This window comes from Neokomagataea anthophila, assembly GCF_018122595.1.
Lineage (GTDB): Bacteria > Pseudomonadota > Alphaproteobacteria > Acetobacterales > Acetobacteraceae > Gluconobacter > Gluconobacter anthophilus.
Map to the genome: position 1 here is coordinate 80,893 of NZ_JAGRQH010000007.1, position 12,368 is coordinate 93,260.

The 12,368-nt window shown below is 54.1% G+C and carries 11 protein-coding genes; 5 read left to right on the top strand and 6 right to left on the bottom strand.

Annotated elements, in window-relative coordinates; genetic code table 11:
- Positions 1 to 26 precede the first annotated feature (26 nt).
- The 5 genes from KB213_RS09810 to KB213_RS09830 all read right to left on the bottom strand — a co-directional run bounded on the left by KB213_RS09810 (position 27) and on the right by KB213_RS09830 (position 3,239).
- A complete protein-coding gene (locus tag KB213_RS09810; RefSeq protein ID WP_211682619.1) occupies positions 27 to 1,343 on the bottom strand; it encodes a phage terminase large subunit in 1,317 nt (438 codons plus the stop codon).
- A complete protein-coding gene (locus KB213_RS09815; protein ID WP_249110465.1) occupies positions 1,324 to 1,851 on the bottom strand; it encodes a hypothetical protein in 528 nt (175 codons plus the stop codon). Before KB213_RS09815 ends, KB213_RS09810 begins: the two co-directional genes overlap by 20 nt.
- Positions 1,808 to 2,248: a hypothetical protein gene (locus KB213_RS09820; RefSeq protein ID WP_211682621.1), complete on the bottom strand. Its 441-nt coding sequence runs from the start codon at positions 2,246 to 2,248 to the stop codon at positions 1,808 to 1,810. Before KB213_RS09820 ends, KB213_RS09815 begins: the two co-directional genes overlap by 44 nt.
- A gap of 125 nt (positions 2,249 to 2,373) precedes the next feature.
- Positions 2,374 to 2,853 carry a hypothetical protein gene (locus KB213_RS09825; protein ID WP_211682709.1) on the bottom strand — a complete coding sequence of 160 codons (480 nt, stop codon included), beginning with the start codon at positions 2,851 to 2,853 and terminating at the stop codon, positions 2,374 to 2,376.
- Positions 2,854 to 2,918: 65 nt separating this feature from the next.
- On the bottom strand, positions 2,919 to 3,239 hold the full coding sequence (locus KB213_RS09830; protein WP_211682624.1) for a transcriptional regulator: 321 nt from the start codon (positions 3,237 to 3,239) through the stop codon (positions 2,919 to 2,921).
- A 101-nt stretch (positions 3,240 to 3,340) separates the two neighbouring features.
- Between KB213_RS09830 and KB213_RS09835 the strand changes: the two genes are divergently transcribed.
- From KB213_RS09835 to arfB, 5 genes are all read left to right on the top strand, one after another.
- Positions 3,341 to 3,733, top strand: a complete 393-nt coding sequence (locus KB213_RS09835; RefSeq protein ID WP_211682626.1) for a helix-turn-helix domain-containing protein — start codon at positions 3,341 to 3,343, stop codon at positions 3,731 to 3,733.
- A gap of 462 nt (positions 3,734 to 4,195) precedes the next feature.
- Positions 4,196 to 7,360 (top strand): efflux RND transporter permease subunit, encoded by a 3,165-nt coding sequence (locus tag KB213_RS09840; protein WP_211682628.1) that lies wholly within the window; start codon positions 4,196 to 4,198, stop codon positions 7,358 to 7,360.
- Complete coding sequence (locus tag KB213_RS09845; protein ID WP_211682630.1) at positions 7,360 to 8,541, top strand: efflux RND transporter periplasmic adaptor subunit; 1,182 nt, start codon at positions 7,360 to 7,362, stop codon at positions 8,539 to 8,541. Before KB213_RS09840 ends, KB213_RS09845 begins: the two co-directional genes overlap by 1 nt.
- Positions 8,538 to 10,163, top strand: a complete 1,626-nt coding sequence (locus tag KB213_RS09850) for an efflux transporter outer membrane subunit (protein WP_211682633.1) — start codon at positions 8,538 to 8,540, stop codon at positions 10,161 to 10,163. The genes KB213_RS09845 and KB213_RS09850 overlap by 4 nt, the downstream gene beginning before the upstream one ends.
- A 126-nt stretch (positions 10,164 to 10,289) precedes the next feature.
- The gene (arfB, locus tag KB213_RS09855; protein WP_211682635.1) at positions 10,290 to 10,715 is read left to right on the top strand and encodes an alternative ribosome rescue aminoacyl-tRNA hydrolase ArfB; all 426 of its coding nucleotides are present in this window, start codon (positions 10,290 to 10,292) and stop codon (positions 10,713 to 10,715) included.
- A gap of 138 nt (positions 10,716 to 10,853) precedes the next feature.
- On the opposite strand, the gene KB213_RS09860 is transcribed toward arfB, so the two are convergent.
- On the bottom strand, positions 10,854 to 12,362 hold the full coding sequence (locus KB213_RS09860; RefSeq protein WP_211682637.1) for a replicative DNA helicase: 1,509 nt from the start codon (positions 12,360 to 12,362) through the stop codon (positions 10,854 to 10,856).
- Positions 12,363 to 12,368: the final 6 nt, after the last annotated feature.

Consider the following 12,368-nt stretch of genomic DNA (forward strand, 5'->3'; position numbering starts at 1 on the left):
AAACGAAAAAAAGCCCGTAGCTTTCATCACCGCATCAAGGAAAAACCAGACGAGCCCCAACTCGCTACCTGCCCCCCTGATGACAACATCACTTCACTCAACCCCCAGACCATCGCATCCGCTCGATCTGGAGACCGCGCCCCACGGTAACCACTCACAGAGAAGTAACAGAGCTGCTCCTCTAAAGCCGCAAAACGCCCATGATGAACAACTTTTCCAACTTCATATAACGCTGCAACCGGTTCAGCCCGCGCCGCCTTACCCCGCGCTGCTGTCACCATTTTCACCGGTGCATGCGCCCTCACACTGCGCAGCGTTCCTTCCACCAACGCACCGCCAAAATTGCGTTCAGCAACAATGCGCTCAGCACCCCATTCATCCAAGGCACGCAACGCACGTGCCGCCCAACCCGCCGGACTATCACGGGCAGACACATCTTCCAGAACATGGCCAACCCCCTGTCCATCCACACCACACACAACAATCCCGATTTCATCAGACCGCGTATCTTCCGGCCCAGACGCCCCCGAAGGATCAACCGCCACCACAATACGCCGCATCCGTGCCGCAACATCCTGCCGGGTCGCAGACGTCACCGCCCCTTCCCGCCGGAACATCTCCAAGCGCCACAACGCTCCTTCAACGGCCACCTGATACTCACCATGTAAAAAACGTCGCCGTTCTCGCTCTGGCAATGCTTCCAACGCCGCCAAATATTCCGGGCTTAAATTGTCCCGGTTAGCGTGCGGGTTCAAAATCATCGTCGCATATAATGCGGGATTACCCAGAGGCTCCCCCGACTTCGGCTCAATACCCGTCTCAAATAATGAATATAACCAATGCCCTACACTCGGCGGGTTCGCATCAATATATTCCCGGTTCACCAAACCCGTTTTCTGCGCAAGCCGCGTCAGCAGCATATTCCGCGCGCCATAACTAATCTGGCTCGCCTCATTCAAATAAACCGTTGAAAATTCCAACCCAAGAATTTTTTCCGTGCGCTGCTCATCATCCAACCCGCCGAATAAAATTGACGAGCCATTCGGAAACGTCACCACCCAATCTTGCCGGTCCAACTTCCAAACTACCTGCGGAAAACATTTCTGCATAACCTTCGGAAACGTGTCCCGCAGCACAGAGGCCTTCAGCGCCGTCAAACGATGACGAAACACCCCATGCCGACTCCCCGGCTCCTTCAACGCACGAATAATAACCGCACGCATCAGAACAAACGTCTTCCCAGAACGAGATCCACCCCGCAAAAGAATATGCCGTGCATCCCCCCCCAACAGCCGCACAGCCTCACGCTGCCCGTCATTAAGTTTAAAGAGCGTTGTCGTCATGGCTAATATTAATCGAAATTGCGCCAGACACCGCAGCACCTTCCGCCGCCTTAAAGCGTGATGGACGATGCGCCTTCAACAAAAACGCCATCAACCCATCACTATATTTTTTACGGATCAAAGGATGTCCCGTCTCCGGGTTACACACCACCTTCCCACCATAAGTAATCGGCTCATCATACCCCTCGACAGCCCGCCTCCGCGCTTCCGCCTCTAGGCAATCGGCAGCCTCTTCCAAAGCATCTTCCCAACGCGCACAAAAATCAGGGTCTGTATCCTTCCACTTATACAGCGTCCCTCGCTGTACCTCTGCCACCCGCCCAGCTTCAGAGATATTTCCGCTTAATGCCAAATGCGTCAGGAATTTCTCTTGGCGCCTACGTGTCCGGCCACCACCTGACCGCCCACTCTTTACTAACCGCTCACCGACCATGCCCTGCCCCTTTGCCAAAACCCGCCCCTCTTCAACCAAGCCGCCGCCGCACAGCTTTCTGTACATGCTGCTCATCTCGACATTCCCGAGCCAATCGCGTCCGAGCCACAACCTGCCGCGATCGTGCCTCAGCCCAGCGCTCTCCGCTCCTCTGCTCAGCCAAACGTCTTTTTTGTTCTTGAAGAGCCGCCGGCACGATACGAGCCATCACCTCGCTGCCCACATGGCCCAAAAGGCGTAACTTCCGTACATCTCGCTGACACGGAATAGCCCGACACCGCACATCAATGCGGTTCAAACCAGCCTCAACCAATTCTGACCAATGTAACGCCATATCAGCACGATGAGGCGCCTCATCTTCATACACCAAAGGGCACAACACAGCCTGACCATGCCCCACCTCCAGAACCACCATGGTCTGCCAACCGACAAAAACAACTGCCCCACACTGAATAGTATTCAATACAGTCATAAAATAAATCCCAATAAAAAAAGCCGCTCACCCAGAAGGTCAGCGGCTTTCGTTGGTAAATACAAATCTTCAATATAGTCTTCTTATAAATAATCTGCGTTCGGAATGCAAGGGTTAATTTATCGTTAATGGTATTTTTTATTTTCAACGCCCTTCAAATTTCCATAAACATGCACCAATTGCTCCAATACTAAGGAACATTGAGCCGAAACCTTCATCCGCGCACGCCCTTCCGATAAACCCGGATAAATATGCCGCGCCATCGCCGAAAACGTCATTTCCCGCGCCAATAACATTTCTAACCGCACATGAGCCGCTAAACCTAACGTATCACGAATAGCCGATATCCGTGCAGAACATTTACCCCGCCCAAGCATCCATGTGTGCATATCGCCTTTTTCACGGAACCGACCATCAGAAGGCACCTCTTCAACCACGCCCGTCGTGGCAAAAAGATATTCCCGATACCAACGATCCGCAGCCGCCAGTTCATCATCACCAATGTCATGCGCATCATACATAGACTGCACCGTATTCACGACACGATACACACCCTTCTGCTCCCGCAGCACATCATGTTGGCGGCGCTCTTTCGTCGGCATCATCATGGCATCACTCAATTGACGACCGCGCGTCTTCACGCCCAGTCTCTTTGCACCTTGCGCCAACATCAGTGAATACCCTCCACCAACTCACGACCACCCATCGGCACCAGCCCCGGAAATGCCGGAACCTTATCCGCTCCCCACAAAGCCGCCCAACTTACAGGATGCCCCGCCGGTAACGCCTCAACCGTGTCACGCTCTACCACCTTACGGGACGCCACCTTAGTGCCCTTTTTCTTTCCACCCGATAAGGTACCAGAAACCCCAGCAGACAAACGAGACTTCCCGACCAACTTCGGCGCCCAACCATCCGCAGCAAGCATAGCCGCCAAAGCTCCCGCTGAGACCCGTGCTCCTGCTCCAACTATATTTGTTTGATTGAACATAAAAAAATCCTTACAAAATCAGATTTATGGCATTTTGCCATAAAATATATGAAAAAAAAGAGAGACTAGATTTGGCATAAAGCCATTGCTAGAAAAGCCTCATGGCCAAACAGAAACGATCAGATTCTCTCACGGTACTCCAACGCGCGATTGGACAGCGCATTGCTTGGGCCAGAGAACTCGTTATCCCCAACCAGAGCGAATGCGCTCGTCTGCTGGGTATCGACGCATCAACACTCAACAAAATTGAACGCGGAGATCGAGCACCCAACGTGTTCCTCATTGCCGCATTATCGAACCGCTTGCGCGTTTCAACGGACTTTCTTCTGAAAGGCGTCCTGAACGGTCGTACCGACGAAGAATTGGCCCTGAGGCTGGCTGCTTTGCACCCAGAGTTGGTGCTCCAGCGGCAAGACACGGCGTTGCACAAGGACAAAAACAGTCCTTCTGACACACCTGATCTGCCCACGACACCAGATGAGGAGGTGCACTGATTTTGGGTTGTTTGTTCTTCATACGCCCTCAGGACTTCTTTGACCGTCATGACCAACCCCTTCCGCATCAACACGAAAAAGATCACCGGGATAGAGCGTGATTTCCGGAACGACATCGTCAAAGAACCCCTCCCCCTAAACGCTGAAAGTCACCATGAAACTCAGCGATTAACGATAAATTAATGGCAATATGCCATTGGGTCAAGAATGAAATGTGGCTTAATGCCAATTGTCTTAATCAATTCCCTTAATAAAGTTCGTGGCATTTCACTTCGCACCTCGCAAAATGCCACACAAAAACCCAACATTAAGAACACACCAAAGAAGAACAAACCTAATCATGACAAAGTGGTAATCATTCATCCACAATATAAAGCATGATTTATGAGACTAAACGGCAGCAAACGATTAGCTTTAGAGCCAATCCCTCAAAGCTAGTCACAGGATTGGAACTACCGCTCCATGAATGCCATCGTCGTGACCGCGCTAAGACGACCACTTACATTCGTCGTCTTATCGATCTTAATTGTCATGTTCGGGGTCATGTCGATCTTCAAGACCCCGACAGACGTCTTCCCAAACATTAAAGTTCCCGTCGTTGCTGTCGTCTGGACCTACCCAGGTCTGCTGCCACAGCAATTCGCCGGACGAATCACCTATAACTTCGAGCTCTCCGTCACCACGACGGTGCAGGGCATCGAACATATGGAGTCGGATAGCTATTACGGCCGCTCCATTGTCCGAATCTATTTCCAGCCCGGCACAGAAGTCGGCACAGCAGAGGCTGAAGTCACAGCCATCGCCCAAACCATCCTTTTGGGCCTCCCCCCTAAAGTGCCTGCACCTATGATCATGGCCTTGAACCCATCTCAGGTTCCGGTCATCGCTTTGCAGGTCACTTCGCAAAAACAGACCCCATCAGATCTGTTTAAACTCGGCGTCATTTCCATCCGTCCTTTGCTCGCCACCGTCCCCGGCGCCGTCGTGGCCCACCCAAATGGTGGTATGGACAGCTTTGTAATGATCGCGCTGAACCAAGATCAGCTTCGCGCCCATCACCTTTCCGCAGCAGACGTCCAGCAAGCCATGCGTGATCAGAACATCGTTCTGCCCGCCGGTGACCAAAAAATCGATCAAACTGACTGGATGGTCCAAACCAACGCCACACCGGAAACGATGGATGACATCGCCAACATCCCGGTCAAACGCGTCGGTAACGCTGTGATTTATGTCCGTGATGTCGCTGAAGTCTATCGCGGCGGTCACCCACAAACCAACCTTGTGCTGGTCAAAGGTCGCCAAGGCGTGGAAATGATCACGCAAAAGAGTGGCTCTGCCTCAACACTCGACGTTGTGGCCGCAACCAAAGCTCTCCTGCCACGTCTACGCGCCATCTTACCACCAGACGTTCACGTCTCCATTTTGTCTGACGCCTCCGTCTTGGTGAAAGATCAAATTCATGACGTGGTTCAGGAAATGGTCACAGCCGCATTGCTCACCGGCATTGTCGTGCTGCTTTTCCTCGGTTCATGGCGCTCCACCGTCATCATCGCCACTTCCATCCCCTTGGCTATTTTGTGTTCCATCATCGCTTTGGGTTGGGCCGGTGAATCCATCAACGTCATGACCCTCGGCGGTCTGGCTCTCGCCGTCGGTATCCTCGTGGACGACGCGACCGTGATGATCGAAAACATCGATACCCACCTCGAAATGGGTAAAGATCTCGAACTCGCCATCATTGATGCCGCCAACCAAATCGTTATTCCAACCTTCGTCTCAACAACCTGCATCTGTATCGTCTGGCTCCCTCTCTTTGAACTGGACGGCGTCGCAGGTTACCTCTTCATGCCAATGGCAAAGGCCATCATTTTTGCGATGATTGCGTCTTTCATCCTGTCCCGTACTCTGGTCCCAACCATGGCCAAGTACCTTCTTGCCGGACAGGTACACCACGCCCATGGACATGACGCTCACCCACCAGCCCCGAAAACATTCTTCGGTCGCTTCCAACAAGGCTTTGAGCGCCGCTTCACTGCGTTCCGTAACGGCTATAATGACGTGCTGACACGCTGCGTCGCACGCCGCAAAGCCTTCGTGAGTATCTTCTTAATTTGCTCACTGGCCTCCTTCACCCTCTACGCATTTGCTGGCCGTGACTTCTTCCCAGAAGTCAAATCCGGTGCCCTACAAATGCATATGCGCGCCCCACTCGGCACGCGTATCGAAGTCGCTGGCCGTATCGCGGCCTTGGTCGATGACCGCATCCACCAAGACCTCCCCGGCAAAGTCGAAAACATCATCTCGAACTGCGGCCTTCCAGAAGGCCCCCATAACCAAGCCTTCATGCCAACACCAAGCGTCGGCACGCAGGATTGTGACCTGACCATTGCTCTAAAAGACCCTGAGTCACCAGTTTGGGACTACCGTAAGCTGCTGCGCAAAGATCTCTCTGCGCGCTTCCCTGGCACGGTCTTCACCTTCCAACCGGCTGACCTCACCACTCAAATTCTGAACTTCGGCTCACCTGCCCCAATCGATATCCAAATCGCGGGCCCGAGCATTTCAGACAACTACAACTACGCACGCCACATCATCGGCCAACTCCGCCACGTCCCCGGCGCAGCCGACGTCACCATCCAACAAACGATGGCAACGCCTACACTGATGGTAAACGGCAACCGTACCTTTAGTCAGGCCACGGGCATCACCGAAAACGATCTGGCCACCAACGAACTCCTGACCCTCTCCGGTTCCGGCGTTGTTGACCCCCAGTTCTGGCTTGACCCTGAAGACAACGTCACCTTCCCACTCAACGTTTATACGTCACAGGATCAACTCACTCACCTGACAGACCTGCTGACCATTCCTGTTGATAAGGGCGATGGCGACCCGAACGATAAAACACAGCTCCTAGGCGCATTGGCGGATGTCGTTGCCACCGGCACACCGGGCGAAGTCTCGCACTTCAACTCCATGTCGGAAATTGACATCTACGTCTCCGCAGAAGGCACTGACCTCGGCTCCGTCCTGAATGGCGTGAACGATGTGCTGTCACACGACAAACACAACGTCCCCCGCTCGTCAGACGTCACCGTCCACGGTCAAGCCACAACAATGCACGGCGCGTACACCCAACTCGTCGAAGGCCTACTGGTCTCCATCGTGTTGATCTACCTGCTGATCGTGGTGAACTTCCAGTCTTGGCTGGACCCCTTCATCATCATCACCGCATTGCCAGGTGCCTTGGGCGGCATCGCATGGGCATTGTTCCTGACCGGCACACGCCTCTCCGTCCCTGCCCTCACAGGCGCCATCATGTGCATGGGCACCGCCACCGCGAACTCCATTCTTGTGGTGTCCTTTGCCCGTGAACGGATCGAAATCCACGGTGATGCCCTCAAGGCTGCCATCGAAGCTGGGTTCGGCCGTATCCGCCCCGTCCTCATGACCGCACTGGCCATGATCGTGGGTATGATCCCAATGGCAACATCCAACTCCACCAACGCACCACTCGGACGTGCCGTGATCGGCGGCCTCATTGTCGCTACGATCTCAACACTTCTCTTCGTACCGTGCGTTTACGCTATCCTCCACAATCGCTCATCGCGTCAGAAGGAAACCGTCTGATGGCCACTTCTCCTAAACTCGTCGCCGTCGCGGGTGGCTGCCTCCTTGCGCTCTACGCCGGCTATCTCGTCGTTGATAAAGTTCACGCTTCTTCCGCCCTCGCGGAAGAAACGAACGCCAACGCTATCCCGAACGTATCGGTCATCGCCCCGCAAAAATCACCGAGCAAAGTCGCCCTGACCCTGCCCGGCACGATCGATGCTTGGTACCAAGCGCCGATCTACGCACAAGTCTCTGGCTACGTGAAAATGTGGTACAAAGATTACGGCGCACACGTAAAAGCGGGTGACGTCCTCGCAGAAATCAATGCCCCAGCGCTTGATGCTCAATACGCACAAGCCAAGGCCGATCTCGCATCCGTCATGGCAAAATACAAACTCGCCACTGTGACCGCAGAACGCTGGCGCGCCATGGGCCAGTCAGAGGCCGTCTCCGGACAATCCGTTTCCGTTTCTAACGCAAACGAACAATCCGCACGCGCTGAGTTCGATGCCGCCCAACGCAACGTGGACCATTTTGAAGCCCTTGAGCGCTTCAAAACCATCGTCGCTCCTTATGACGGCGTCGTCACCGCCCGTAACGTCAGCGTCGGTGACTACGTCAATAGCGGCGGCGGTAGCGTCGATTCTGCCGGTGGCGCATCAGAACTCTTCACCGTGGCCGACACACACCGCCTGCGTATGTTCGTCTCCGTCCCTGAAGTCTTCTCTTACGTCTTACAGCCAGACCTAACGGCAGAAGTAACCGTCCCACAATATCCAGACCGTAAGTTCACAGCCCAATTCCTCACCACCTCACAAGGCTTCGACCCCAACACCCGCACGGCCATCACCGAATTCACGATGGAAAACAGCAAACAAGAGCTGTGGCCCGGTACCTTTGCCTCCGTTGCACTCAAAGCTAATAATGAGCACTCACAACTCTACGAACTCCCTTCTTCTTCTCTCGTCTTTGAAGAAAAAGGCATGACCGTCGCCACGGTCGACGCAAACAGTCACGTCCATTACAAAAAAGTTGTCGTCGGCCGCATGGCCGATAGCTCAACCGAGATCCAAGCTGGCATCGACGGTCATGACCGCGTCATCGACAACCCACCCGCTGACCTGCTCGAAGGTGATCAAGTCCACATCGTAACCCCACAACGTGGCTACAACGAATCTGGCTTCGGAAAATCAGAATGACCCTGCGCCGCCTCAAAAGCCTTAGCCTCGCTGGCGGAACAGCCCTGTCTCTCTTGGGTTTGTCCGCCTGCGACCTCGCCCCAACCTACACTCCCCCAACCTTCGTCGTGCCAGAGTCCTGGCACGGCCAAGGCGCCTTCGGCATCGCCACCCCGGCTGACAATACTTTGCCAACCGACTGGTGGACCATGCTCGATGATCCGCTTCTCAACACGCTTGAAACCCGCGCAAGCACCGAGAATGCTGACCTGCAAGCCGCCGCCGAGCGCTTCACACAGGCCCGCTCTCTCGTCGTAGAAGCCCGCTCAGAGTTGCTCCCACATCTCGGCCTAAACGCTGGTGCCTCGGATAATAAACAAGCGGCAGACCGCCTATTCCGTAACGGTGCCACCCTGACGCAAACACAAGAAATCTACCAAGGCCTCGCCTCATGGGAGCCTGATTTCTGGTCCGCAATCCGCAATCACGTACGCGCTGAAAAACAACAAGCCCAAGAACGCGCAGCCGATTACGCCATGGCCCGCCTCAGCCTCCAAGCTGAGCTCGCTCGTGATTATATCGAACTACGCGGCTACGACGCACAAATCGCGATCTACTCACAATCCATCGCATATTACCAACGCGCCATGCAGATCACCGAGACGCAGCTAAAATTCAAAGCCGCCCCTCGCCTTGATCTCGCCCGTGCACAAGCACAGCTTTATACATCTCAAGCCGCCAAGCTTGATGTGGAAGCCGCACGTCAGGTCACAGAACACGCTATCGCCGTTCTGACCAATACCTCCCCGTCCAGCTTCCATATTCCACAAATTGACAAGCTGAGCTTCCACCAACCTAAAATCCCATCAGGCATTCCATCTGAGTTGCTCCAACGCCGCCCAGATATCGCCTCCGCCGAGCGGGAAATGGCACAAGCTAACCGTGAAATTGGCATCGCGCGTGCAGCATTCTACCCGCATATTGCGTTCAACTTCGGCGGCGGCTTTGAGTCAAACGGGTTTGACCTCGCAAACCTCGCAAACTCACTCTGGACCTACGGCGCCAGCTTTGACATGCCCTTATTCGATGGCGGCCTACGCCGCGCTGAACTTCAGCGCACATGGTCGGCCTATCGTGAAACACGCGATGAGTACCGCAGCACGGTCCTCGCAGCCTTCCGTGAAGTGGAAGACGGCCTCTCCCGGACAGAGCGTCTAAACCTCGAAAACAAAGCGCTCGAACAAGCGGTCGCCGCTAACCTACAAACACAGGGTATGACCATGACCCTGTATCAAGGTGGCGTCGGCACGTATCTGGAAGCCATCTTCAGTCAAGAAAACACACTTGAGAGCCGCATCCACCAAGTCGAAATCGCAACACGCCTCTATCAGGCCGATATTGACTTGATCCGCAGCCTCGGTGGCGGCTGGAACGTCAAACTCCTGCCAACCATGGACCAAACGCTCTCCATCACCCCCTTCCAATATGATGGCCTGCGTAACCCCGCTCCAGTTGGAGGCGTCACCGCTTCTCCACACCCAGAGCAATTTGAAAACCTAGCGGCCCCTGCGCCCTCTACACCGGGCAAGGGCACCGGAACCTCACTTGCTCCCCTGCCAACGGGCGCACTCACCAACCATTAATCACTCTCCCTTAAGGCCGGGTCTTCCCGGCCTTAAGTCTTTCTATGAGCCGGAGAGGCCTCTCCCATATTTCTTATCTTCCCCTATAATGCCCCACCGTACACTCTCCCTAGAGGCATTCAGTTGATGGGCTACCGAGACATTGCGCCCCATGTCGGGTTTTATGAAGAAGACGTCACCATCACCTATATTCTTTCCACCGGGGCCGGTGGACAAAACGTCAACAAAGTCGCATCAGCCGCCCAATTGCGCTTCAACGTCCTCACAGCCTCAACCCTGCCAGACCGCGTAAAACTCAAACTCCTACAAATCGCAGGAAGCCGAGGCACACAAAACGGGGAAATTGTGTTAACAGGACGCAAATTTCGTACCCAACTTCGCAACCGCGAAGACGTTCTCGAACGCCTGTCAGACATGATCCGTGAAGCCGCTCAACGCAAAGCTTTCCGCGTCCCAACCCGCCCCGGAAAAGCCGCCAAACAAAGAAGGCTAGACGGTAAATCCCGCCGCGCCGACGTTAAAAAAAATCGTCGCGTGCGTTTAGACGACTAAAGAAACATTTCATTCGTTCTATCAAAGACGAACCCAAAAACTCTTCCCCATCAAGCACACCATGCCGATTGAAAGGCCCATAAAAAAAAGCCCCGCACAAACCTGTACGGGGCCCACACACATCACATTTTCAGCACATCACTCATGGATCAAATCCAAATCACCAAAGCGCGTAAATTCACCTTCAAAGTATAGCTGCACCGTACCCGTCGGGCCATGACGCTGCTTCTCAAGGATCAACTCAGCCTTATTATGAACAAGCGCCATTTTACGCTGCCACTCTTCCGTCGCCACTTGGAATTTATCATTGCTGTCATAAGCACTATCCTTCGGCATACGCTGCTGAAGATAATACTCATCACGATACACAAACATCACCGCATCAGCATCCTGCTCGATCGAGCCTGATTCACGCAAATCGGACAGCATCGGCCGCTTATCCTCACGTGATTCTACCTGACGAGACAGCTGAGACAATGCAATCACCGGCACCGATAATTCCTTCGCAATGGCTTTCAAACCCTGCGTAATCATCGAAATTTCCAACACACGGCTTTCCGGCCGCGTCCCGATCGCCGGGCGCATCAACTGCAAATAATCCACTACTACTAGGCTCAAACCCTGCGTACGCGCCAAACGGCGGCACCGCGTACGCATAGCAGACAGCGAAATGGCAGGCGTATCATCAATATAAAGCGGTAAGGATTGAAGCTCGCGTGACACCCGCACAAAACGATCGAACTCTTTCTGCCCGATATCGCCACGACGAATTTTTTCACCCGACACTTCAGCTTCACTGGACAAAATACGCGTCGCCAACTGCTCTGCCGACATTTCCAATGAGAAAATTGCGACAGAACCCTTAGGCTTCGTATTTCCCTCCTCAGCATCCCGCATCAACGCACGTGCAGCCGAGAACGCAACCTTCGTCGCCAAAGCCGTCTTACCCATCGCAGGACGACCCGCAAGAATAATCAAATCGGAAGGATGCAAACCACCCGTCCGCTTATCCAAATCACGCAAACCCGACGTCAGGCCAACAACATCACCCGTCCGCTGAAAGGCTTCTTCCGCGATCTTAACAGCCGTCGTTAATGCACCGCCGAAAGAAACAAACCCACCATCTTGGCCGCGTTCTGTCGCCAAGCTGAACAGCGCTTCTTCTGAGGCCGAAATCTGATCCGCACCATCCAAATCCGGGCGCGCACCATACGCATTGTTCACGGTGGTCTCGCCAATTTCAATCAGCTGACGCCGTATCCACGCATCATGAATAACACGGCCATAATCACCCGCATTCACAATGCCCACCATCGCCGTGAGCAGCTTCGCCAAATAAGCTGGCCCACCCGCAGCTTCCAACACCCCCGTATGCTCAAACTCAGCACGCATGGTTACCGGATCTGCTAATTGTCCACGCTCAATACGCCGCGCAATCGCTTCATAAATGCGGCCATTCACCGCATCCGCAAAATGCCCCGGCTCCAAAAAGTCCGAAACCCGCTCATACGCTTTATTATTGGTCAGAATCGCACCCAGCAAAGCATGTTCTGCCTGCATGCTGGACGGAAGCGCACGCCGTAAAAGAGCTGTCAGCCCACCTTCTGATGTATCTTGCCCAGCAGCCACCACATTCGCTTCACTCATACGCCC

Coding starts and splice junctions, on each gene's coding strand:
- KB213_RS09825 (WP_211682709.1), bottom strand. CDS start 2,853: ATGATGCCGACGAAAGAGCGCCGCCAACATGATGTGCTGCGGGAGCAG.
- KB213_RS09815 (WP_249110465.1), bottom strand. CDS start 1,851: ATGAGCAGCATGTACAGAAAGCTGTGCGGCGGCGGCTTGGTTGAAGAG.
- KB213_RS09830 (WP_211682624.1), bottom strand. CDS start 3,239: ATGTTCAATCAAACAAATATAGTTGGAGCAGGAGCACGGGTCTCAGCG.
- arfB (WP_211682635.1), top strand. CDS start 10,290: ATGGGCTACCGAGACATTGCGCCCCATGTCGGGTTTTATGAAGAAGAC.
- KB213_RS09820 (WP_211682621.1), bottom strand. CDS start 2,248: ATGACTGTATTGAATACTATTCAGTGTGGGGCAGTTGTTTTTGTCGGT.
- KB213_RS09835 (WP_211682626.1), top strand. CDS start 3,341: ATGGCCAAACAGAAACGATCAGATTCTCTCACGGTACTCCAACGCGCG.
- KB213_RS09860 (WP_211682637.1), bottom strand. CDS start 12,362: ATGAGTGAAGCGAATGTGGTGGCTGCTGGGCAAGATACATCAGAAGGT.
- KB213_RS09850 (WP_211682633.1), top strand. CDS start 8,538: ATGACCCTGCGCCGCCTCAAAAGCCTTAGCCTCGCTGGCGGAACAGCC.
- KB213_RS09840 (WP_211682628.1), top strand. CDS start 4,196: ATGAATGCCATCGTCGTGACCGCGCTAAGACGACCACTTACATTCGTC.
- KB213_RS09845 (WP_211682630.1), top strand. CDS start 7,360: ATGGCCACTTCTCCTAAACTCGTCGCCGTCGCGGGTGGCTGCCTCCTT.
- KB213_RS09810 (WP_211682619.1), bottom strand. CDS start 1,343: ATGACGACAACGCTCTTTAAACTTAATGACGGGCAGCGTGAGGCTGTG.